General features: G+C 70.2%; 22 protein-coding genes. 10 read left to right on the plus strand and 12 right to left on the minus strand.

Annotated features, from left to right (window positions below; translation table 11 throughout):
- Positions 1–103: 103 nt before the first annotated feature.
- Complete coding sequence (locus J3P32_RS01700) at positions 104–964, plus strand: glycosyltransferase family 87 protein (RefSeq protein ID WP_210438152.1); 861 nt, start codon at positions 104–106, stop codon at positions 962–964.
- Here J3P32_RS01700 and J3P32_RS01705 read toward each other — a convergent pair.
- Positions 926–2164, minus strand: coding sequence for an NYN domain-containing protein (locus J3P32_RS01705; protein WP_210438153.1), 1239 nt, complete (start codon positions 2162–2164; stop codon positions 926–928). The two genes, J3P32_RS01700 and J3P32_RS01705, sit on opposite strands and share 39 nt — an antisense overlap.
- Positions 2165–2177: 13 nt before the next feature.
- Positions 2178–2453, minus strand: a complete 276-nt coding sequence (locus J3P32_RS01710; protein WP_210438154.1) for a hypothetical protein — start codon at positions 2451–2453, stop codon at positions 2178–2180.
- A gap of 95 nt (positions 2454–2548) precedes the next feature.
- Here J3P32_RS01710 and J3P32_RS01715 point away from each other — a divergent pair, with 95 nt between their 5' ends.
- A complete protein-coding gene (locus tag J3P32_RS01715; RefSeq protein ID WP_210438155.1) occupies positions 2549–4339 on the plus strand; it encodes a DEDD exonuclease domain-containing protein in 1791 nt (596 codons plus the stop codon).
- An 8-nt stretch (positions 4340–4347) separates the two neighbouring features.
- Here J3P32_RS01715 and J3P32_RS01720 read toward each other — a convergent pair whose 3' ends face one another.
- Positions 4348–4626 (minus strand): Lrp/AsnC family transcriptional regulator, encoded by a 279-nt coding sequence (locus J3P32_RS01720; protein WP_210438156.1) that lies wholly within the window; start codon positions 4624–4626, stop codon positions 4348–4350.
- A 59-nt stretch (positions 4627–4685) separates the two neighbouring features.
- Complete coding sequence (locus tag J3P32_RS01725) at positions 4686–6188, minus strand: hypothetical protein (protein ID WP_210438157.1); 1503 nt, start codon at positions 6186–6188, stop codon at positions 4686–4688.
- Positions 6189–6469: 281 nt separating this feature from the next.
- On the opposite strand from J3P32_RS01725, the gene J3P32_RS01730 reads away from it, so the two are divergent.
- Positions 6470–7099, plus strand: a complete 630-nt coding sequence (locus J3P32_RS01730; RefSeq protein WP_210438158.1) for a hypothetical protein — start codon at positions 6470–6472, stop codon at positions 7097–7099.
- Positions 7096–8484, plus strand: coding sequence for a hypothetical protein (locus tag J3P32_RS01735; RefSeq protein ID WP_210438159.1), 1389 nt, complete (start codon positions 7096–7098; stop codon positions 8482–8484). Before J3P32_RS01730 ends, J3P32_RS01735 begins: the two co-directional genes overlap by 4 nt.
- Before the next feature lie 257 nt (positions 8485–8741).
- Here the strand turns inward: J3P32_RS01735 and trpD are convergent, their stop codons facing one another.
- Genes trpD through J3P32_RS01750 form a run of 3 tightly spaced genes read right to left on the minus strand, consistent with a single transcriptional unit; the run spans position 8742 to position 11201 of the window.
- Entirely contained in the window at positions 8742–9770 is a 1029-nt protein-coding gene (gene trpD, locus J3P32_RS01740) for an anthranilate phosphoribosyltransferase (RefSeq protein WP_210438160.1), read from the minus strand.
- Between the two features lie 42 nt (positions 9771–9812).
- Positions 9813–10229: an Rv3143 family two-component system response regulator gene (locus J3P32_RS01745; protein WP_307807644.1), complete on the minus strand. Its 417-nt coding sequence runs from the start codon at positions 10227–10229 to the stop codon at positions 9813–9815.
- Positions 10230–10277: 48 nt separating this feature from the next.
- Positions 10278–11201: a cytochrome c oxidase assembly protein gene (locus J3P32_RS01750; RefSeq protein ID WP_307861544.1), complete on the minus strand. Its 924-nt coding sequence runs from the start codon at positions 11199–11201 to the stop codon at positions 10278–10280.
- 74 nt (positions 11202–11275) lie between these two features.
- Between J3P32_RS01750 and ctaE the strand changes: the two genes are divergently transcribed.
- From ctaE to qcrB, 4 genes are read left to right on the plus strand one after another with little or no spacing between them, the layout of a single operon-like run.
- Entirely contained in the window at positions 11276–11914 is a 639-nt protein-coding gene (ctaE, locus tag J3P32_RS01755; protein WP_210438163.1) for an aa3-type cytochrome oxidase subunit III, read from the plus strand.
- A 45-nt stretch (positions 11915–11959) separates the two neighbouring features.
- Positions 11960–12832 carry a cytochrome bc1 complex diheme cytochrome c subunit gene (gene qcrC, locus J3P32_RS01760; protein ID WP_455430089.1) on the plus strand — a complete coding sequence of 291 codons (873 nt, stop codon included), beginning with the start codon at positions 11960–11962 and terminating at the stop codon, positions 12830–12832.
- Positions 12829–13983, plus strand: a complete 1155-nt coding sequence (gene qcrA / locus J3P32_RS01765) for a cytochrome bc1 complex Rieske iron-sulfur subunit (RefSeq protein WP_307807646.1) — start codon at positions 12829–12831, stop codon at positions 13981–13983. The genes qcrC and qcrA overlap by 4 nt, the downstream gene beginning before the upstream one ends.
- On the plus strand, positions 13961–15727 hold the full coding sequence (gene qcrB, locus J3P32_RS01770; protein WP_210438164.1) for a cytochrome bc1 complex cytochrome b subunit: 1767 nt from the start codon (positions 13961–13963) through the stop codon (positions 15725–15727). The genes qcrA and qcrB overlap by 23 nt, the downstream gene beginning before the upstream one ends.
- 80 nt (positions 15728–15807) lie before the next feature.
- On the opposite strand, the gene J3P32_RS01775 is transcribed toward qcrB, so the two are convergent.
- The 5 genes from J3P32_RS01775 to ctaC all read right to left on the minus strand — a co-directional run bounded on the left by J3P32_RS01775 (position 15808) and on the right by ctaC (position 21359).
- Positions 15808–16971, minus strand: coding sequence for an RtcB family protein (locus J3P32_RS01775; protein ID WP_210438165.1), 1164 nt, complete (start codon positions 16969–16971; stop codon positions 15808–15810).
- Positions 16972–16983: 12 nt separating this feature from the next.
- A complete protein-coding gene (locus J3P32_RS01780; RefSeq protein WP_246849851.1) occupies positions 16984–18213 on the minus strand; it encodes a L,D-transpeptidase in 1230 nt (409 codons plus the stop codon).
- Between the two features lie 82 nt (positions 18214–18295).
- Positions 18296–18694: a cytochrome c oxidase subunit 4 gene (locus J3P32_RS01785; RefSeq protein WP_210438166.1), complete on the minus strand. Its 399-nt coding sequence runs from the start codon at positions 18692–18694 to the stop codon at positions 18296–18298.
- Positions 18691–20481: an aa3-type cytochrome oxidase subunit I gene (ctaD, locus tag J3P32_RS01790; RefSeq protein WP_374222501.1), complete on the minus strand. Its 1791-nt coding sequence runs from the start codon at positions 20479–20481 to the stop codon at positions 18691–18693. The genes J3P32_RS01785 and ctaD overlap by 4 nt, the downstream gene beginning before the upstream one ends.
- A complete protein-coding gene (ctaC, locus tag J3P32_RS01795; RefSeq protein WP_307807648.1) occupies positions 20478–21359 on the minus strand; it encodes an aa3-type cytochrome oxidase subunit II in 882 nt (293 codons plus the stop codon). The genes ctaD and ctaC overlap by 4 nt, the downstream gene beginning before the upstream one ends.
- A gap of 165 nt (positions 21360–21524) precedes the next feature.
- Between ctaC and J3P32_RS01800 the strand changes: the two genes are divergently transcribed.
- Both J3P32_RS01800 and J3P32_RS01805 read left to right on the plus strand, forming a co-directional pair.
- Entirely contained in the window at positions 21525–22652 is a 1128-nt protein-coding gene (locus tag J3P32_RS01800; RefSeq protein ID WP_210438167.1) for a cysteine desulfurase family protein, read from the plus strand.
- A complete protein-coding gene (locus J3P32_RS01805; RefSeq protein WP_307807649.1) occupies positions 22649–22891 on the plus strand; it encodes a sulfurtransferase TusA family protein in 243 nt (80 codons plus the stop codon). Before J3P32_RS01800 ends, J3P32_RS01805 begins: the two co-directional genes overlap by 4 nt.

Here is a 22891-nt window from a genome sequence, read left to right on the forward strand (position 1 = left end):
CTCGAACGGTGACACAGACCACCGACAATGAAGGCGATCGCGGGCCAGCACCTAGTTTCCTCAATCGGCGGACATCGCGGAGCGCCGTACCTAGATTTCATCAGTGGCTAACATCGACCTGCGGACGTCACTGCCGTTGCATGTCACCTGGATGCTCGGCCTCACCATGGTGTGGATCACGTGGACCATGTCAGCCAGTGGTCCTCCTGGCATCGACTCACACGCCTACTGGTCCGCCTGGACCGGCGACTCGATGTACGACCGAGCACCCGGGACGCTCGACGCCTATCTCTACAGCCCCGCCTTCGCGCAGCTGATGTGGCCACTCGTACATCTTCCGTGGCCGGCCTTCGGTGTGCTGTGGGCGATCGCCACGGTCGCCGGTCTCGTGTACCTCTTCGCTCCGATGGGCTGGCGTTGGGTGCCCCCGATGCTCATGCTGTGCAGCCCGGAGATCGCCAGCGGCAACATCTTCTGGCTGCTGGCGATAGCGGCGGTCCTGGGCCTCCGACACCCATCGGTGTGGGCGTTCGTCCTGCTCACCAAGGTGACCCCTGCGCTGGGACCGATCTGGTTCGCGGTGCGTCGAGAATGGCGCAACCTCGCAGTGTCGGCAGCAAGCACAGTTGCGGCCATTGCAGTCTCGTACGCTCTGGCACCGGATCTGTGGGCGCAGTGGCTGGCGTTCTTGGCCGATCACACCAGTTCCACCGACACCCGCGTGGGCGCCCCGATATTCCCGCCTCTCATCATCCGGCTTCCCGTCGCTCTTGTCCTGTTGTTGGTCACGGCACGGATGGACAAGCGTTGGGGACTGCCTGTCGCGATGATCTGTGCGACCCCCGTGTCAGGTATCGCGGCATTCACCATGCTTGCCGCGCTTCCACGCCTTCTCCTCGCTGAGCGCACCGAACCGAGGGGTACGTCATCTGCTCAGCAGCCCGCTCAGGACGTTTCCCTCTAGCACCCTGGCGCCTGCTCGAGCCGCATCGGAGGAGAGAGCTCGATCAGAGGTGATCACCACCACCACCCGGCCGTGCGGCTCCGCTGCCACGAGCTGGCGGATCACCTCGTCGGCGATGACGCCCGCGGGGCTGAAGACCACGCGGACCCCGCGCGGGGCCGGCATCACTGTCCGTGCCGTCGACTCGGCCGCGTCGAACACGACGGTCGTCTCGGCGCCCGATCGCGCGACCACCGGCCCGAGCGCGGCCACCAGCCGGCTGCGCTGTGCCTCGAGGCTGGCGGCCGGCCACGCCGCCTTGGTCACGTTGTAGCCGTCGACGATCAGGCGTGAGTGCGGAAGCGCGAGCAGCTGCTCGAGGAGCGCCGGCGTCGCCGGTGCGCTCGACGCGGGCGCGCCGACGGCGCCGGCGAGCGAGGCCTCGACCGCGTCGCCGGGGACGCCCTCGACCGCAGGGAGGCCGAGCTCACGGCGCAGACCGGTCGCGGAGTCGACCACGGCGTCGAGGAGCAGCCGGGCCCGGATGGTGGCGGCGTCCCGGTCGGAGCGGGAGTCGCGACGCTGGGCCGCGAGACCGGACTTCGCCTCGTCGAGCTGGGCACGCAGACGTCGTACGTCGCCCTCCGCAGTGCGGGTCGCGGACTCGGCCGCGGCCACGGCCTCGTCGCGGGCCGCGAGAGCGGCATCGCGCTCGCCCTCGGCACCGCGGAGGGCGGAGCGAGCCTCGCCGAGCCGCTGGCGCAGCACCTTGTGGTCGGCCTCGGCGCGGTCGAGCTCCTGGCGGTGACGCGACTTCACCTGGGTCAGCTCGGCCTGCAGCGCGGCCACCTGCGCCGTCAGCCGACCGAGCTCGGCCCGGCCATGGTCGTCCCGTACGTGCTCCGCCGCCAGAGTCTCGGCGACCGCGTCGACCCGCGCCTGCCAGCCCTCCTCGCGGGAGAGCCACGCACGCGCGGCGCCGTCGAGGGGGTCGTCGGTGCCTGCGGGCACCGCGGCGACCTGGACGGCGGCGCGGTCCCGGAAGTCTTCGTCGGCGAGCGCGTCCCAGATGAGGGTGCCGCCGAGCCGGGCGCGACGCGCCGGGGCGAAACCGGACACCTTCCGCAGCGGCGGCGGCACCGGGGTGACCGAGGGCAAGACCGCTGAGACGAGGGCGACCACCCGCAGGCGGAGGCGCTCGGGGAGGGCGGCCTGGTCCATCACGAGCAGCCCGTCACCCGACGGCCGGGTCCGCTGGCGGGTCCGCGTCGGCCCGGTCGACGACCTCAATGGCGTCCGAGCGGCCGCACCAGCGGCACGAGACCGACTCGACCGACTCGGACAGGACCGTCTGCTCCTCGACCCTGGGCTCGCCCGCGAGGTCGACGTGCCAGTAGTCCGTCGTACGCCGCGTCCGGGTGACGTCGAAACGAGTGAGGTTGCCGCAGCCTGCGCAGCGCCACCGCTCGCCGTCGCCGGGAACGTGGAGGTCGGCGGTCGGGTCTGGCACAGGAAGTCCTCACGACGTGGTCGGGTTCGGCGCGAGCCAGCGTAGTGCGCGCGCCCTCCCGCCATTGTCGGATCCCACGTCTAGCGTCGTCGGACATGAGCACGACCGCCCACCGGCCGACACGGGAGACATCCCGCTGGGAGGCGCAGCGCAGCTTCGACGAGATGGGACGGCCGCTGCGGGACCTCACGTTCTGCGTGGTTGACCTCGAGACCACCGGCGGTTCGGCGCAGGGCGGATCCATGATCACCGAGATCGGAGCGGTCAAGGTGCGCGGCGGTGAGGTGCTCGGCGAGTTCCAGACCCTGGTCAACCCGCACACCGAGATCCCTGCGTTCATCGCGGTCCTGACCGGCATCACCAGCTCGATGGTCCACGACGCACCTCCGATCGAGTCCGCACTGCCGGCCTTCCTGGAGTTTGCGGCAGGCTGCGTGCTCGTCGCCCACAACGCGCCCTTCGACGTCGGGTTCCTCCAGCACTTCGCCCGCGAGCTGGGCCGTCCGTGGCCGAAGTTCGAGGTGCTCGACACGGCCAAGCTCGCCCGCCGGGTCATCACCCGAGACGACGCACCCAACTGCAAGCTGTCGTCGCTCGCCAAGGTGTTCGGCTCCGCGACCACGCCCAACCACCGGGCACTGTCCGACGCCCGGGCCACCGTCGACGTGCTCCACGGACTGATGGAGCGCCTCGGCGGCCTCGGCGTCCACACGCTCGAGGAGCTGCAGACCTTCTCGTCGCGGGTGAGCACGGCGCAGCGACGCAAGCGCCACCTCGCCGAGGGCCTCCCCCACGCGCCCGGCGTCTACCTCTTCCGCGACGACCGGTCCCGCGTGCTCTACGTCGGCACCTCGCGCGACCTCCGCACCCGCGTCCGCACCTACTTCACCGCGTCCGAGACGCGCAGCCGGATGGGCGAGATGGTCGGCATCGCGTCGTCCGTCACCGGCATCGAGTGCGCCACGCCGCTCGAGGCCGAGGTCCGCGAGCTGCGCCTGATCGCGGAGCACAAGCCGCGCTACAACCGTCGCTCGCGGTTCCCCGAGAAGGTCCACTTCCTCAAGCTCACCCGGGAGGCGTGGCCACGCCTCTCCCTCGTGCGCACGGTGCTCGACGACGACGCCGACTACCTCGGTCCGTTCTCGTCGAGGAAGACGGCGGAGAAGTGCCTGGCCGCGCTGCACGAGACGTTCCCGGTGCGCCAGTGCAGCGGACGTCTGCCCGTCGTGCCATCGGGGTCGGCGTGCGTGCTCGCCGAGATGGACCGCTGCCTGTCGCCCTGCGACGGCTCGACCGACGCCACGACCTACGGCGCGGTGGTGCGCCAGCTGCGCGACACGCTGCTCCGTGACCCGCACCAGGTGGTCGAGGCGATCAACGAGCGGATGACCGCGCTGGCCGAGCGCGAGCGGTTCGAGGAGGCCGGCGTCCACCGCGACCGCCTCGCGACCTTCGTGCGCGCCGCCGCGCGCACCCAGCGGCTCTCGGCGCTCACCCGGTGCAGCGAGGTCGTGGCCGCACGACGCGAGGACGACGGGCGGTGGGCGGTGCACGTCGTACGCCACGGCAGGCTCGCCGCAGCGGGGGTGATCCCGCCGGGCAGCGACGCCCACCAGTACGTCCGCGAGCTCAGCGCGAGCGCCGAGACCGTCAGCGGTGCGCCCGGGCCGGTCCCCGCCGCGACGGCCGAGGAGACCGAGAAGATCCTGCGGTGGCTCGAGTCGCCCGGGGTGCGGCTGGTCGATGTCGACGGCGAGTGGACGTGCCCGCTGGGCGGCGCGGCGCGCCATCTCGCGATCTACGACGCCGCGCGGCAGTCGCGGCTCTCGCTGGTGCCGTTCGACGAGAAGCGCCTGCCGTCGCCGGTCCACCGACCGGTGCGCTAGCCCGTTCCTCAGTCGAGGCCGATGCTGAAGGCCGACTCGAGGTCATGCTGCGAGTAGGTGCGGAACGCGATGTGCGTCTCGGTCTCGGTCACGCCTTCGACCTTGTTGACCCGGTCGGCCACGACGGTGGCAACGTCCTCGTGCTCGCGCACCCTCACCAGGGCGATGAGGTCGATCTGCCCCGTCACCGAGTAGACCTCGCTCACGCCGTCGAGGGACGCGATCGCCTCCGCGACCTCGGGGATGCGCGCGACGTCGGCCTTCACGAAGACGATGGCGGTGATCATGCGCCGACCTTACCGACGAAGCAGTCTGTCCCTCACCCATCCGGCTGCGCGCGAGGTGCTCAGTTCTCAACACGGAGGACGGACACCGGCGCGCATGAGTACCGGCGCCGAGCTCCGTCGCTGTTGTGGGTGGTGAGCACGACAGGCCTGCTCGCCGCTCTCAAGGCTGCGCACTCCTGGGCGAGTGTCACTCCGTCCCGCACCGCCCCCGGCGCTCTCTCTGGCCGGTGGACGTCCAGCAGGGTCCGGACAACGGTGGTCTCCGTTTCCGACCGCATCCATACGCCGTCTGCGTCAGCAGCCGCCGGCATCTCGATCGCGCGCAGCACGACGTCCGCTCGTACAGTCGACCACACGCCCATCAGGGCTCCGGCCGGCGACACCACGCCGGCTGTCATGACCACGAGAGCCACGGCGATCGTGAGACGGCGCGTCAACCGCGGAAGGGCTTCCGCAGAGGCAACCATGGCCGCGGAGGCTCCGATGAACGGTACGGAGAGCACGGCGGTGGTCCCCAGCATCTTCGTCGGGTAGTAGTCACTCAGGCCCACACCCAGCACTGCTACCAACATGCACGCGGTCAGGGCAGGCGCGAATACGGCGATGCCGGCGGTACCGACCAGACGCCAGTCGTGTGACCAGCGTGCTACGTGGAGGAAGGCCAAGGACCCGAGCACGATGAGGGACCACGGGATCTCCGGGGCGACGCCGGGCAGTCCCACCGCTTGCACGTCAGTGGTCCGGAGCAGCTCGACTACGGGGACCCAGCACCCCGGCGCGACAAGTGCCGCAACCCCCACGATCTTGATGCGCTCTGTCGCTCCACACGTCGGCCAAGCGAAGATGACCGCGACTCCCAGGATGGCCACTGGTATCGGAAGGAAGAGCTGCCAGGAGTGGGCCATCAGCACGCAGCACGATGCCGACACCGCGATGCTGGTGATCCTCGTCCGGTCACTGAACGCTTCTCTGACCAGGACCGCGAGTACGAGGGTGCTCAAAATGGACGTCTGGAAGCCAAGTGCGAGGAGATCGGACGTGATCCTCGGCAACAGGCCGGCGAGCCCGGCCAGTCCGACCCCGAGGTATGCGAGGCGACCTCGGACGCGCACGCGCTGCAGAACGGTGACAGCGGTGCTGCCGAGGGTGAGCATCAGCAGTGCGGTGAGGCCCCATGTCGCTGCCCCAACGAACTGGACGAACCGCGAGATCGCCTCCTCAGGTGAGGCGTGGTGCGTGGCGACCCAGATGGTCGAGACAAGTGCGTGCCAGCCGCGCGGGTAGGGATCCGTGTAGGTGAGGCCGCCCTGGTGGATCAGGTCCGACACGACGACCACGTGGCGGACGTTGTCACCACCCAGGAACCACTCGATCCACTCGCGCCCCGTGAGGACGACTCCCAGGAGTGCATGACAGCCGAGGACGACGGGCGCCGCCAGAGCGGCGTACACGAATCCGGGCTCGGGCGACCCGGCGCCGGGCGTGACCAGGGTCCGCGACAGCAGCAACCATGTGAGCAGCAGTGACGCCGCGACAACGCCGCTCGCGAGGTGCGAGCTCATCGGCTCGAGTCCGCTGACAGTCAACAGCTGTTGAAGCATGGTGTGCGTCGCAAGCACAACCACGAAGGAGGTAGGCAGCTCGAGGATCCAGCTCGAGCGGGATGGCGCCACCTGATGGGCTCCGGACTCGCGCCGAGCCGCCACACGATCACCCCGCGAGCGGTTCGAACGCGCAAGGACAACAGCCAGAGGCATTGCGGAAGGATGACAGACCCAGTTCGGGTTCGGAGGTGAACGGTCATTTCCATCGAAGCTCCCAAGTGGTGCCTTAGTCTCCAGCAGTGACCTGGCTTGCGGCCCATTGGCTCGACGTCCTCGGGTGGGGTGGCAGTGCCCTCCTCGTCTACTCCCTGCTCCAGTCGAGCGTGCTGCGGCTGCGAGTCCTCAATGCGGTCGCGTGCTTCATCCTCATCATCTTCAACGCGATGTTGTCGGTCTGGCCGATGGTCGGAATGAACGCGGTGCTGGTGATCATCAACGCGTGGTTCATCGCTCAGATGCTGCGCCAACGGCACGACGAGCAGGTCTTCGAGGTTCTGGAGGTGGCTCCGACCGACGAGTACCTCCGTCATACACTGCGCGTGCACGGTACCGACATCCTGAGGTTCAACCCTGGATTCGACTTCGACCCGTCAAGCACGCACCACGCGTTCCTCGTCCAGAAGCACGACGAGACCGTGGGAGTGGTGCTCCTCCATGGGAACGGCTCGACGGCGGACGTCCTGCTCGACTACGTGACACCCCGCTACCGCGACTTCGCGCCGGGAGAGTTCGTGTGGCGCCGGAGCGGCGTGCTCGCCAGCCGAGGTATCCGGCACGTCGTGACGCGTCCAGGGATGGTGGGGGCGTACTACGAGCGGCTCGGATTCCAGCGGACGGGCGAGGCGTGGCGCCTCGACCTGGCCCCATGATCACCATCGTGATCCGCCGCGTGGTGCCGCTCATCGGCCTCGGCGTGCTGATGCTCGGATTCGGATGGCAGCAGCGCCTGCCTCCTGCCGAGAGCGATCTGTGGTTCCACCTGCGCCTGGGGCAGGAGTTCCTCGATGGATGGAGCGTGCAGCATCCGGGGCATCTCGGTCAGCTGGACTCGGCGGAGTGGACGCCGACCCAGTGGCTCACACAGCTCGTGATGGCGTGGGGCATGGACAGGGGCGGCCCCATCGGCGTCGTGTGGGCGACCTCTGTCGTCCTCGTCGTCCTCATCGTGTGCACCTACGTCACCTGTCGCGGCGTCGCAGCACCGCTGCCGGCGACCCTGGCCGTGACGGTCGGAATCGTCGCCGCCTCGCCCGGACTGTCCCCCCGGCCGCAGATGCTGAGCTACGTCTTTATCATGGCCACCCTCGCTGCCTGGCTGGGTTCGGCGCGCGACGGCCGACCTCGCTACTGGCTGCTTGCCGTGGCCTGGGTCTGGCCCATGTGTCACGGGCTGTGGCCGGTCGGACTCTCGATCGCGGTCGCGGTGCTGACAGCGCTGGCCCTCCAGCGGCGTTTCCCCGCCAAGACGCTCATGCCGTTGGGCCTGGTCGCCATCGGGTCGTTCGCGGTGTCGGCTCTCACCCCGACTGGGGTCGATGCCTACAGGTCCCTGTTCGTCGTCGGGACGCGCACCGAGTACTTCGCCGAGTGGGGCGCGCCGGACTTCACGTCCCTCCCGGGCGCGGTCCTGGGATTGATGTTCGTAGTGGTCGTTGCTGCCGGCTTCCGGCAGCAACCTGTCCCCTGGGTCGAGGTAGCCATCGTCCTGCTCGCGCTCATCTGGAGCCTGTACTCGCTCCGCACTACGGTGGTCGGCAGCCTCCTTCTCACCCCTGCACTGGCGTCCACCATCGGCCGCCTGGCGCCGTCCACGGGGCCGGTTCAGCGACCTGAGAGCCTCGCTCTGTTCGTCATGGGCCTCGCTTCGGCGGTGGTCCTCGCCGTACATCTCCATGTGCATCCAGCAGGGCCTGTTGTGCCTCGCTGGGTCGACGCTCGACTCGATGCGATGCCGCCAGCTTCCAGGGTCCTCAACGATTGGAACACCGGCTCATACTTCGTCTTTCGACATCCCGATCTGGCATGGGCGATGCACGGCTACGGCGATGTCTTCACCGACGCAGAGATCAAGCGCAACTCCGACCTCGAGCAACTCAACGCCGGTTGGGAGACTGAGCTTCGCAAGCTCGACGTCGACATCGCTCTGCTGGACCCGAAGTCGCCACTGGGTTACACGCTGGCGCACGTCCAAGGCTGGGACGTGCTGCAGTCGGACCACCGCTTCGCACTCATGGTGCCGCCGCAGCGCGCGTAGTCGCGACACCGAGCCCAGCGCTCGGCCCGCTCGCGTCATCGCCGGCCCCGCCTTGGTCAGAATTCGTCATCAGGACCTCGAGACGAGATGCCAGAGAGCTCGCCAGCCGGGACGTCCCCTATCCGAGTGCACGGTAGCGCTTCTGTCCGCCACGACAGACGGTCGAGCGCGATCCCAGTCGGCAGCACGAGGGACAGCACCGAGGTCGGTTCTCCGCTGGAGGCCATGCCCGGGGTCCTTGCAGACCTCGGAGGCGGTCAGCAGGCAGTCGCCGCGACCCACCGGTCGAGTGCGGCCTGCGCCGCTCCCGCGTCGATGGCCTCCGCCGCCTTCGCGACGCCGGCGGCCAGCGCGACGTCGACGTCGTCCTGAGGCGCACCGTGGACCGCGAGCGCGGCCCCGGCGTTGAGCACGACGGCGTCACGGACCGGCCCCGTCTCGCCGGCCAGCACGTGACGTACGACGTCGGCGTTGTGCGACGCGTCGCCTCCGCGGAGGTCCTCGGTGGTCGCGCGGGCGAGGCCGAGCGACGCCGGGTCCACCGTGTGCTCCGTGACGTCGCCGCCGTGAACGCGCCACACGGTGGACGTGGTCGTCGTGGTCAGCTCGTCGAGGCCGTCGTCACCGCGGAAGACCCACGCGTCGACGCCGCGCTGGGCGAGCACGCCGGCCATGACCGGGGCCATCCGGGCGTCGGCGCAGCCGATGGCCTGCGCCTGCGGGCGGGCCGGGTTGGTCAGCGGACCGAGGACGTTGAACGTCGTGGCGATGCCGAGCTCGCGGCGCGGCACCGCCGCGTGACGCATCGCGGGGTGGAAGGCGGCGGAGAAGCAGAAGGTGATCCCGGCCTCCTCGGCGACCTGCGCGACGCGCGCCGGCGCGAGGTCGAGGCGGATGCCCAGCGCCTCCAGCACGTCCGCGGAGCCGGACTGCGAGGAGGCCGAGCGGTTGCCGTGCTTGACCACCCGGGCGCCCGCGCCCGCGGCGACGATCGCGGACATCGTGGAGATGTTGACCGACATCGAGCGGTCCCCACCGGTGCCCACCACGTCCAGCAGCCGTCCCGGGACGGAGATCGGGTTCGCAGCGGCCAGCATGGCCGCCGCGATGCCGGACACCTCCTCGACCGTCTCGCCCTTCGCGCGCAGCGCCACGACGAAGCCGGCGAGCTGGACGGGGGTCGCCGCACCGGCGAACACCTCGTCCATCGCCCATCGCGCCTGCTCGGTCGTCAGGTCGCGCCCGGCGACCAGCGTGGAGAGGACGTCGGGCCAGGTGTGGGACATGGGGTCAGGCTAGTGGCGCGGCGGCTGACCGCCCGCGGGGTGTCAGCTCGTGGCGGGGACCGTCGGGCGCAGCAGCGCGACGACCGCCTCGGCGAGCTGGATCGGGTCGATCGGGTGCGGGACCGCGGCCTCGGCCCGCGACCAGGTGGCGAGCCAGGCGTCCTGCGGCCGGCCGGTGAGCACGACGACCGGCGGGCACTTGTAGATCTCGTCCTTGAGCTGCTTGGCGATGCCCATGCCGCCGGCCGGGACCGCCTCGCCGTCGAGGATCGCGAGCCCGATGTCCCCGCGGTCCATGTTCTGCAGGACGACGGGCTCCGTCGCGACCTCGACGTACTGGAGCTCCGGGAGGTCGGGGTGCGGACGGCGACCGAGCGCGAGGATGACCTGCTGACGGGTGTTCACGTCGTCGCTGTAGACGAGGACCTTGATCGGACGGTCTGCGGGGGCGTCAGTCACGAAGGGCATCGTAACCGTGGTCACCCCGCGGCCGCTGCGAGGCACACGTCACACCCGCGACCGCCGCTCCGCGAGGTCGAGCCGCCGGTCCTCGCGCGCCGCCTCCCTCATCGAGGAGCGCACCCACTGGGTGAACAGGACGCCGAAGAACAGCACGCCGATCAGGTCGCCGCTGGCCCAGAGGATCCCGCCGGCCAGGTGCTGGTCCTCCAGCGCCGGGGGGAGCCACGAGCCCATCGGGCCCTCGCGGAGGGCGAGGTAGTGCTCGCCGCCGATGAGCGTGGTCTGCCCCATGATCGTGACGCCGAGGAACGCGTGGAACGGCAGCGTCATCAACGTCAGCAGCACGCGGAAGGGGTGCCCGACCCGGCCGGGGACCGGGTCGATGCCCATGAGGGGCCAGAAGAACAGCGTGCCGACGAGCACCAGGTGGACGTGCATGACCTGGTGGACGTACGCCGAGCCGAGGCTGGCGTCGTACCACGGGGTGAAGTAGAGCGCCCAGGGCGAGGCGACGTAGAGCACGAAGGCCAGCGGGGCGAAGGCCAGCACGGTGGCCACCCGTGAATGGACGACGGCGAGCAGCCACCGGCGCGGCGCCGGCGGCAGCGTGCGCAGGGCCAGGGTGACCGGCGCCCCGAGCGCCAGCGCGAGCGGCACGACCATCGACAGCAGCATGTGCTGGACCATGTGCACGCTCAGCAGCGTGGTGTCGTAGCGCCCCAGCCCGCTCATCGTGGCGAAGGCGAAGGACCCCATCCCGAGTCCCACGAAGGACAGCGTCCGGCCGACCGGCCAGCGGTCGCCCCGGCGGCGCAGCGTCGCGACGCCGAGGGCGTAGAGCCCGACCGCCCACACCGTCACCACGAACGGGATCGGGTCGATGCCCCAGTCGGTCAGAAGCCGGCCCAGGGTGAACCTCGGGAGGGTCTCCGCAGCGTCCTGGGAGGCGGCGGACAGGGGGATGAGCACCCTGTGAACTTTATGACGCCGCCCGAGAGGGGGTCGGGGTGCCCTCCGCTTCCGGCAGCAGCCATAATGAGGACGTGGCGACAGCAACCGCGATTCCGGCATCCCGTCTGCACGGGCACCACGACCGACCGAGCATGGTCAGCGTGGGCACGATCATCTGGCTCTCCAGCGAGCTGATGTTCTTCGCGGCGCTGTTCGCGGCCTACTTCACCATCCGTGCGGTGAGCCCCGAGCTGTGGGCGCAGGAGACGGCGCTGCTCAACGTCCCCTTCGCCACCGCGAACACCGCGATCCTGGTCGCGTCGTCGTTCACCTGCCAGTGGGGCGTCTTCGCCGCCGAGCGCGGCCAGGTCGGTCGCACCGGCTCGCTGCTCAACTTCACCAAGTGGGGCCTGCGCGAGTGGTTCATCCTCACCTACGTCATGGGCGCGATCTTCATCGGCGGCCAGGCGCTGGAGTACGCCGAGCTGGTCCACGAGGGCATGACCATGTCGAGCTCCGCCTACGGCTCGATGTTCTACCTGACCACCGGCTTCCACGGCCTGCACGTGACCGGCGGCCTGATCGCCTTCCTCTTCGTCCTGGGCCGCACCTACCTGGCCCGGCGCTTCACCCACGAGCAAGCCGTGACCGCGATCGTCGTGTCCTACTACTGGCACTTCGTCGACGTGGTGTGGATCGGTCTGTTCTTCACGATCTACGTCATCAAGTAAGCACCCAGACAGCCAACACCGTCGCAACCGGCAAGGACACAAACAGTGCGTCTGCTCAACCGAACCGCTGGTCGCCTCTCCCGGCACCGTCGGGGACCGCTCGCGGGTCTCGTCGTGCTCCTGATGGGGCTGCTGCTCAGCGGCTCCCTCTACGCGGCCTTCTCCCCTGCCCAGGCTGACACCCAGCCGAGCGAGACCGAGCAGGTCGCCAAGGGCAAGGAGCTCTTCCTCGCCAGCTGCTCGTTCTGCCACGGCAAGAACGGCGAGGGCATCCCGACGGTGCGCGAGGGCTACCAGGTCGGCCCGTCGCTCGTGGGCGTCGGCGCCGCCGCGGTCGACTTCCAGGTCGGCACCGGACGCATGCCGATGGTGCGGCCCAGCCAGCAGGCGCCGCGCAAGCCGGTCGTGTTCAGCCAGGAGGAGATCGACGCCCTCGCCGCCTACGTGGCCTCCCTCGGTCCCGGCCCGGCGATCCCCGACGAGTCGGACTACTCCATCGAGGGCCTCTCGGAGGAGGAGCGCGAGGAGGCGATCTCCCGCGGTGGCCAGATCTTCCTGACCAACTGCACCGCCTGCCACAACTTCAACGGCGCCGGGGGCGCGATGCCGCGCGGCGGCTACGCCCCGGACCTGCACGACGTGGACGGGCGCTACATCTACGAGGCGCTGCTGACCGGGCCGCAGCAGATGCCCAACTTCAGCAACGGCAACCTCACTCCCGAGGAGAAGCGCGACGTCATCGCCTACCTCTACAGCATCCGTGAGACCCCCGAGTACGCCGGCTTCTCGCTCGGCGGCCTGGGCCCGGTGTCGGAGGGCCTGTACGCGTGGATCGTCGGCATCGGTGGACTGGTCGTGGCCGCGGTGTGGATCGCCTCGCACACGACCCGGAGCAAGAAGACCAAGGTGAACGCGTGACCAACCAGACGCCCCCGCCGGACAACGCCGACGACGGCACGCCGGCAGAGTACGCCGGCTCGACGGCGGCGACGACCTCGTCCGCGGCCATCGACCCGCACGTCTCGACCCACCGGGCCGAGCCGATCCCCGACCCGGGCTTGCCGGAGCACACGTGGCGCCCGACGGACGTCGACCCCCGCGCGGAGAAGCGCGCCGAGCGGCAGGTCGCCGCGATGTTCGGCGCCGCCATGCTCTGCTCGGTGCTCTTCGTCGTCGCCTACTTCACCTTCGACATCGGCGACAACTGGGACACCGTCGCCGGGCTCGGCGCCTCGACGGTCACCCTCGGCCTGACCCTGGGCATGGCGCTGCTGCTCATCGGCATCGGCATCATCCACTGGGCCCGCAAGCTGATGTCCGACCACGAGCTGGTCGAGATGCGGCACCCGGCGGCCTCGCCCCCCGAGGACCGCGAGGCGACCGTCGCGGCCCTCAACGCCGGCCTCGATGAGTCCGGCATCGGCCGCCGGCCGCTCATCCGCAACACCATGATCGGCGCCGTCGGCTTCCTGGGACTGCCGGCCGTGGTCGCCCTGCGCGACCTGGCCCCCGGCGACGTCCTTGACATCGACAGGCTGGCCCACACGATCTGGGAGCCGGGCATGCGCCTGGTGCGCGACGTCGTCGGCACCCCGATCCTCGCGAGCGAGATGGAGATGGGCGACCTCATCAACGCCGCCCCCGAGGCGCTGTTCCCCTCCGAGGAGAACGGCTACCCCGAGCTCCACGGCGTGGAGGAGCAGGTCGAGAAGGCCAAGGGCGCGATCATCATCGTCCGCATGAACCCCGACGACATCACGCCCGCCGAGGGCCGGGAGAAGTGGACCGTCGACGGCATCATCTGCTACTCGAAGATCTGCACCCACGTCGGTTGCCCGATCTCCCTCTACGAGCGCACCACCCACCACGTGCTGTGCCCGTGCCACCAGTCGACCTTCGACCTCGCGGACTCCGCCAAGGTCGTCTTCGGTCCGGCTGCCCGCCCCCTCCCCCAGCTGCCGCTGGCGGTGGACGAGGAGGGGTACCTCGTCGCACAGAGCGACTTCACCGAGCCCATCGGGGCTAGCTACTGGGAGCGTGAGAAGCATGAGCAGCAGCTCCAGGATTGACACGAGCAAGGTCGCGACGACGAACGGCACCACCGCCGCGACCGCGTCGAAGCCGGGTCGCGCGGGCTCCCTGGCCTCGTGGGCCGACGAGCGCCTCGGCCTGGGCACGGCGATGAAGAAGAACCTCCGCAAGGTCTTCCCCGACCACTGGTCGTTCATGCTCGGCGAGATCGCGCTGTGGAGCTTCGTCGTGCTGCTCCTCACCGGCGTGTTCCTCACGCTCTGGTTCAACCCGTCGATGGGGCACGTGACCTACGAGGGCTCCTACGACCAGCTGCGCGGCATCGGCATGTCGGAGTCGATGGCCTCCACGCTGCACATCTCCTTCGACGTGCGCGGCGGCCTGCTGATGCGCCAGATGCACCACTGGGCCGCGATGATCTTCATCGCGTCGATGATGGTGCACCTGCTGCGCGTGTACTTCACCGGTGCGCACCGCAAGCCGCGCGAGCTCAACTGGGTGATCGGCTGCCTCCTGCTGCTCCTCGGCACCCTCGAGGGCTTCACCGGCTACTCGCTGCCCGACGACCTGCTCTCGGGCACCGGCGTCCGCGCCGCGGACGGGTTCCTGAAGGCCACGCCGGTGGTGGGCACCTACATGTCGTTCATGCTGTTCGGCGGCGAGTTCCCGGGCGAGGCGGTCATCCCGCGCCTCTACATCATCCACGTGCTGCTGATCCCCGGCATCCTGCTGGCGCTCATCGCCGCCCACATGCTGCTGCTCGTCTACCACAAGCACACGCAGTGGCCCGGCCCCGGCCGCACCGAGCAGAACGTCGTCGGCTTCCCGATGCTGCCCGTGTACGCCGCCAAGGCCGGCGGGTTCTTCTTCATGGTCTTCGGCGTCATCGCCATCATGGGCGGCCTGCTGACGATCAACCCCGTGTGGAAGTTCGGCCCCTACGACCCGACCAAGGTGACGGCCGGCTCGCAGCCCGACTGGTACATGGGCTGGCCCGACGGCCTGCTGCGGATCATCCCGAGCAACTGGGAGACGGTGCTCTTCGGCTACACGATCTCGTGGAACGTGATGATCCCGATCCTGATCGTCCCGCCGCTCATGCTCGTCCTGCTGATGCTGCTGCCCTTCATCGAGGGATGGATCACCGGTGACAAGCGCGAGCACCACCTGCTCCAGCGCCCGCGCAACGCCCCGACGCGCACCGCCGTCATGGTCGCCCTGATGACCTTCTACGGCCTCGCCTGGGCGGCCGGCGGCAACGACATCATCGCGATCAAGCTCGACCTGAGCATCAACCAGATCACGTACTTCATGCGGGTGGCCATCTTCCTCGGCCCGGTGCTCGCGTTCTGGATCACCCGGCGCTGGTGCATCTCGCTGCAGCGCCACGACAACGAGAAGCTGCTCCACGGCTACGAGACGGGCATCATCACCCGCTCCCCCGACGGGCAGTACTCCGAGCGGCACCTGCCGATCAGCGGCACGGCTGCCTACACGCTCACCGCGCGCGACCGCGACGAGGTGCTCTCCGTGGACGGCGGCCGCGACGCAGCCGGCGTCCCGGCGCCGAACTCGCGCTCGGAGAAGGTGCGGGCCAAGCTCTCGTCGTGGATGTTCAGCCACAACGTGCAGAAGCCCACGGCCGGTGAGCTCGAGGAGGCGCACCACCACGCGCAGCACGAGGCGGAGCTGCAGTCGGGGCTCGACCAGCCGGTCGACGGTCACCAGTTCGACGACCACCGCCAGCGCGACGCCGACCAGGTGCCGCTGCGCGACCACTGATCCGCCAGCACCACGCGAGAGGGCCCGCCGGGATTCGTCCCGGCGGGCCCTCCGCTCGTCCGGGCGGGGCCGGTCCGGGCTCAGTCGCCCTTGACGTTGACGAGCTGTCGGAGCACGTGGCGCACCTCGACGAGGTCGGCCGCGTCGGCCATCACCTGGTCGATGTCCTTGTACGCAGCGGGGATCTCGTCGACGAACGCGTCGGTGTCGCGGTACTCGATCCCCGCCATGGCGGCACGCAGGTCGTCGGCGGTGAACGTCCTCCTCGCCCGGGTCCGCGAGTACGCCCGCCCGGCGCCGTGCGGCGCGGAGTTCAGCGACTCCCGCAGCCCCTTGCCCACGACGACGTACGACGCGGTGCCCATCGACCCCGGGATCAGCCCCGGGCGGCCCGCCTCGGCGTTGATGGCGCCCTTCCGGGAGAGCCACACGTCGCGGCCGTAGTGGTGCTCCAGCTCGGTGTAGTTGTGGTGGCAGTTGATCTCCTCGACGCGCTCGACGTCGCCGTCGACCCACTCGGCGAGCTCGCGCACCACCCGGTCCATCATCTCCTCGCGGTTGAGCAGCGCGTAGGTCTGCGCCCACCGCATCTCGCGCAGGTAGGCGTCGAACTGCTCGGTGCCCTCGGCGAGGTGGGCGAGGTCCCGGTCGGGCAGGTCCATGTCGGCGCAGAGCTCGCGAGCGACCGCGATGTGCTCCTGCGCGATGCGGTTGCCGACACCGCGGGAGCCGGAGTGCAGGAACAGCCACACTCCCCCGCTCTCGTCGGTGGTCACCTCGATGAAGTGGTTGCCCGACCCCAGGGTGCCCAGCTGCAGCTCCCAACGCGCGGCGTACGCCGCCGGGTCGAAGCCCGCGTCCTCCGCGAGCCCGCGGAGCCGCTCGAGCCGCTGCTCGGTGTGCTCGCGGTCGACCGTGCGGTTCGCCGCACCGGCGCTGAGCGGCACCGCCCTCTCGATCGCCTCACGCAGCCGCCGACGATCGCGCGGCAGCTCCTCGGCGCGGTACTGGGTGCGCACCGCGATCATGCCGCAGCCGATGTCCACGCCCACGGCAGCCGGGATGATCGCCCCGAGGGTCGGGATGACCGATCCCACGGTGGCGCCGAGGCCGAGGTGCGCATCGGGCATCAGCGCGACGTGGGGGTGGATGAACGGCATGCTCGCCGCCCGCTCCGCCTGGGCGCGGGTGGTGTCCTCGAGCAGGGACGCCCAGCTGACGAGCGTCGGGCTGAGCTCCTCCATGGTCCGGCGCCCTCAGGAGAGAGCGGATCCCTTCTGCCAGGCCCGCTCGCTCAGGTTCCAGTCGCCGTAGCCGTTCTCGAGGGTCATCTGCCGCGCCGACCCGACGACCTCGACGACGTCGCCGCGGTGGGTGCGGTCGTAGAGCCACTGGGCGTCGCTGAGGCTCATGCCGACGCAGCCGTGGGAGACGTTGGCGCTGCCCTGTGAGCCCGCCGACCACGGCGCGGCGTGCAGGAACTCGCCGGAGTAGGTGACGCGCAGCGCGTACTGCACGTCGGAGAGGTCGTAGTACTCGGGGTCGGACTCGTCGACGCCGATCGTGGCGGCGTCCATCCGCTTGCGACGGAACTTCTCGATGATGACCTTCGTGCCCGAGCGCGTCTCCCACCCCGCCTTGCCGGCACTGATCGCCATCGTCCGGGCGAGCCGGCCGTTGACGAAGGTGCGCATGGTGTGGCTGCGCACGTCGACCTTGCTCACCACCGACTCACCGACGTGGAAGTCGACGCGCCGCGACTCCTGGCCGTAGATGCCGTTGCCCGCGGGCAGGCTGTTCAGGTCGAGGTCCACCGAGACGTCGCTGCCCGCCCGCCAGTAGGTCGCCGGCCGCCAGTGCGCCTCGCGGTCGCTGAGCCAGTACCAGGAGCCGCGCTGCGCCGGCGTGCTGGTGACGTGCATGTGCTCCTCGAACAGGGCACGGTCCCGCACCGGCAGGTCGAACGACACCACGACCGGCATGCCGACCCCTACGGTCTCGCCGTCCAGCGGCGCGACGGCGGGGAAGGTCTGCTCGTCGAGGGTGAGGTCGACGGTGCGGAAGGTGCGGGTGCGATGCACGCGCTCGCCGTCGGACCGCGTGGCGGTCGCGGTGACGCGGTAGTCCGTCCCCGGCTCCATGAGCTGCTCCGACGTCCAGGTCCCGCCCGACACCCGGCCGGGGAGCGGGCCTGCGGCGGAGGTGACCCGTACGTCCTCGAGGGTGCCACCCTCGGCACCGACGACGAGCGGACGGTCGATCGGCACGCCCTGCGACCGGCGGAAGCCGGTGGTCAGGCGGACCGGGTCGGGCGCGCTGCTCGCGGGCGCGCCCGAGGCGCCGGAGCCGTCCTCGGGGCCGCCCGACCCGTCACCGGGCCCGGACGAGGAGGTGCACGCCGCGAGGACGCCGCTCACCGTGAGCAGCGTGGCGGCGAGCGTCGTACGGCGGCGCACGGAGCGCACGGCGGGCGCGCGAAGGCGCATGCGAGGAACCCCCAGGGACACACGACGAGCAAGAGCCCGCCCAGCGTACGTGCTGGACGGGCTCTCCCGAAGTCGGCGGGGCTCAGTGGGCGTGCTCGCCCCGGTAGTACTCGAAGATGAACCCGCACGTCACCACGGCACCGACCGTGAAGCCGATGACGACCAGCCACCACTGCTCCATCGCCGTGCCGAACACGATGACGCCGAGGGCCGCGGCGCACCACAGCGGCCACCAGGAGTAGGGCGGGAAGAAGCCCAGTTCACCGGCGCCGTCGGCGATGTCGCCCTCCTTGCGGTCCTCCGGACGCGGGTCCATGCGCGCGGCGTGGAAGGCGAGGTAGAGGGTGACCATGCCGAAGAGCAGCGCGGTCATCACGAGGGCCGAGGTGCCCGTCGGGTCCTCGCTCAGGAACCAGTAGGCGGGCGACACGATCGCCACGAAGAGGGCCGTGATGCCGAAGACCCAGGACTCTGCCTTCATCGACGCTCTCCCTTGCTGTCGTCGTTGCCGTCGTTGCCGTCGCCCTCGACCCGGTCGCGCAGCAGCTCTTCGCGGCCGCGGACCTCGGGGGCGTCGGCCACGTCGCCGTCGCCCTCCGCCTCGTTGTCGTGCAGCTCGAGCAGCGCCACCTCCGGGTGGTGCAGGTCGAAGGCCGGCGACTCGGAGCGGATGCGCGGCAGGGTGGTGAAGTTGTGCCGCGGCGGCGGGCAGCTGGTGGCCCACTCGAGCGAGCGGCCCCAGCCCCACGGGTCGTCGACCGTCACCTTCGGCGCCCTCGCCGAGACGTAGACGTTGTAGAGGAACGGCAGCGTCGAGGCGGCCAGCAGGAACGAGCCCACCGTCGAGATCTGGTTCAGCGTGGTGAAGCCGTCCTCCGGCAGGTAGTCGGCGTAGCGGCGCGGCATGCCCTCCACGCCCAGCCAGTGCTGCACGAGGAAGGTGGTGTGGAAGCCGACGAAGAGGAGCCAGAAGTGCAGCTTGCCGAGGCGCTCGTCGAGCAGCCGGCCGGTCATCTTCGGCCACCAGAAGTAGAAGCCGGCGAACATCGCGAAGACCACGGTGCCGAACACGACGTAGTGGAAGTGCGCCACCACGAAGTAGGAGTCGGAGACGTGGAAGTCCAGCGGCGGGCTGGCGAGGATGATGCCGGTCAGTCCGCCGAACAGGAAGGTGACGAGGAAGCCGATCGACCAGAGCATCGGCGTGTCGAAGGACACCGACCCGCCCCACATCGTGCCGATCCAGTTGAAGAACTTCACGCCGGTCGGCACCGCGATGAGGAACGTCATGCCGGAGAAGAACGGCAGGTCGACGGCGCCAGTGACGAACATGTGGTGCGCCCACACCGCCACCGACAGCATGGCGATGCCGAGCGTGGCGGCCACGAGGCCGACGTAGCCGAAGATCGGCTTGCGGCTGAAGACGGGCAGGATCTCCGAGACGATGCCGAAGAACGGCAGGGCGATGATGTAGACCTCCGGGTGCCCGAAGAACCAGAAGAGGTGCTGCCACAGGATCGGCCCGCCGTGCGAGGGGTCGAAGACGTGGGCACCGAGGATGCGGTCGGCCTCCAGCGAGAGCAGCGCCCCCGCCAGGATCGGGAACACCATGATCACGAGCATGCTGGTGATCAGCGTGTTCCACACGAAGATCGGCATCCGGAACATCGTCATGCCGGGCGCGCGCATGCAGATGATCGTGGTGATGAAGTTGACGCCACCGAGGATCGAGCCGAGACCGGCCATCCACAGGCCCATGATCCACAGGTCGCCGCCCGCTCCCGGGCTGCGGACCGCGTCGGACAGCGGCGTGTAGGCGAACCAGCCGAAGTCGGCGGCACCGTCACGGGTGAGGAACCCGGAGGCGGTGATGAGGCCGCCGAAGAGGAACAGCCAGTAGCTGAACATGTTCAGGCGCGGGAACGCCACGTCGGGCGCGCCGATCTGCAGCGGCATGATCACGTTGGCGAAGCCGAAGAACAGCGGCGTCGCGAACAGCAGCAGCATGATCGTGCCGTGCATCGTGAACAGCTGGTTGTAGAGCTGCTCGCTGACGACCTGCATGCCCGGGTAGGCCAGCTCCGAGCGGATCAGCATGGCCATGATGCCGGCGATGAGGAACCACGCGAACGAGGTGCCGAGGTAGAGCTTGCCGATCAGCTTGTGGTCCGTGGTGGTGAGCAGGCGGACGACCTGCTCGCCCAGCGCCTTGCGGGGCGGCTCGCCGGGCGTCTCGTGCCCGGGGCGACTGATGGTAGGAGCGCTCACTCCTCGGTCCCTTCCTGGTTGTCGTCCTCGCCCAGACCGGCCTGCGTCTCGACGTTGGCACCGCCGGTGATCGGGCGCTCGTTCGTCTGACCGGCCGCCTCCAGCTCGGCGAGGTAGGCGTCGTAGTCGGCCTGGCTCACGACCTCGACCTGGAACAGCATCCGCTGGTGGTAGGTGCCGCAGAGCTCGTAGCACTTGCCGGCGTAGGTGCCGATGACGGTGGGCGTCACCTGCAGCTGGTTGACCCGGCCCGGGATGACGTCCATGCGGGTCAGGAACGACGGCACGCCGAAGTTGTGGATGACGTCGGGCGAGCGCAGGTTGAACTGCACGCGCTGGTCGACCGGGAGCACGAGTGTGGGGATCTCGCTGGCGTCGCCGACGGTGTAGGCGTACTCCTCGTAGGCGTAGTCGCCCTCGCGGCCCTCGGCGTCGGTGTTCTGCTCGCCGAGGCCGTGGTTGAAGGTCCACGACCACTGCTGTCCGGTCACCTCGATGGTCAGGTCGGGGTTCGGGTCGAGCTCGGTCATGACGTCCTGGACGCGGACGGTGTGGAAGAACAGCACCACGCACATCAGGACCGGGGCGATCGTGTAGAAGACCTCGAGCGGCAGGTTGTAGCGCGTCTGCCTCGGGACCTCGTCGTCGCTGCGGCGACGGAACTTCACCACGACGTAGAAGATCAGGCCCCAGACGATGACGCCGGTCGCGAGCGCGGCGACCCAGGCCCACTTCCACAGCTCGTAGGTGTAGGGGCCCTGTTCGCTGGCGCGGTCGGGCATGGCGAAGTTGGCGATCTGGTGGCTGTCGGCCTCGGAGCACCCGGCCAGCACCAGCATCGTCACGCCCAGCAGCGCGACCCTCAGGACGCGCCGCACCGGCGCGACTGAAGGCTTGGGGACTTGCAGACCCACTGACGAGCCTCTCTCTCGGTCCTTCTCGACGTGCCAAGGGTATCCCCAACCGGCGGTGCCGTGCCGGGCAGGGTGGGGCTGACCGGGGAACGCGTGAGCGCCCACGCGTGGGTGGCATAGGTTGCCCCTGTGACCGGGGCGGCGGCGGGGCAGCGTGACCTCGACGCTGCGTCCGCGCAGCCGCTCCACCCGGCGGCGCGAGAGGTCTTCCTGGCCGCGCTGGACCGGGGGTACGCCGACCCCCGGCGGCTGCACCGGGCCGGCCGCGAGGCGCGGCTGCTGCTCGACAACGCCCGCGAGGTGACGGCCGCCGCGCTGGGGGTGCGACCCGACGAGGTGACCTTCACCCCCAGCGGCACCCATGCGGTGCACCTCGGGCTGCTGGGGCTGGTGCGGGGCTCGCGCCGGGGCGACGTCGTCGTCCACGCCGCTGTCGAGCACTCTGCCGTCCGGCACGCGGTGGCGTGGGGCGCCCGGGCCGAGGAGGTGCCCGTCACGGGCGACGGCCGCGTGCACGGCCGCGACCTCGTCGAGCGCGCGGGCGGGCCGGGCGTCGGCGTGGTCGCCCTCCAGACCGCCAACCACGAGGTCGGCACCGTGCAGCCGGTCGGCGACCTCGAGCTCCCCGACGACGTCCCGCTGTTCACCGACGCCTGCGCGTCGATGGGCCGGCTGCCGCTGCCCGACGGCTGGGCCGCGGCGGCGGGATCGGCGCACAAGTGGGGAGGCCCGGCCGGTGTCGGCGTGCTGCTGGTCCGCAAGCGCGCCCGGTGGCGCAACCCGTTCCCCGGCGACGACCGCGTGGACGAGCGGTCGACGGGCTTCGAGAACGTCCCGGCGGTCCTCGCGGCCGCCGCCTCCCTGCAGGCCGTCGTGGCCGAGCGCGACGAGGTCAACGCCCGCCAGCACGACCTGGTCGAGGTGGTGCGCCGCCGCGTGGCCGCGGAGGTGCCGGACGTCGAGGTGGTCGGCGACCCGCGTGACCGGCTCCCCCACCTCGTGACGTTCTCCTGCCTCTACGTCGACGGCGAGGCGCTGGTCACCGAGCTGGACCGGCGCGGCCTCGGGGTCGCCAGCGGCTCCGCCTGCACCGCCTCCACGCTGACGCCCAGCCACGTCCTGGAGGCGATGGGCGTGCTCACCCACGGCAACGTCCGGCTGTCGCTGCAGCGCGACACGACCCGCGCCGACGTGGACGCCCTCTGCGACGTCCTGCCCTCGATCATCGCCGAGATCCGGTCTCGGGTGGGGCTGTGAGCTCCCACGACCCGGCGCTGGAGCTCGACTGCCGCGAGCTGCCCTGTCCGATGCCGGTCATCGAGCTCGCCCGGCACCTCACGGACGTGGCGGTCGGGCAGCTGCTCGCGGTGGTCGCCCGCGACCCGGCCGCCGCCGTCGACGTGCCGGCGTGGTGCCGGATGAAGGGGCAGGACTACGTCGGCGCGGACACCGCCGCCGACGGCGTCCCCCGCTACGTCGTACGACGTACCGGCTGA

Origin of the sequence: Nocardioides xinjiangensis (assembly GCF_017916385.1) — a bacterium.
Classification (GTDB): domain Bacteria; phylum Actinomycetota; class Actinomycetes; order Propionibacteriales; family Nocardioidaceae; genus Nocardioides; species Nocardioides xinjiangensis.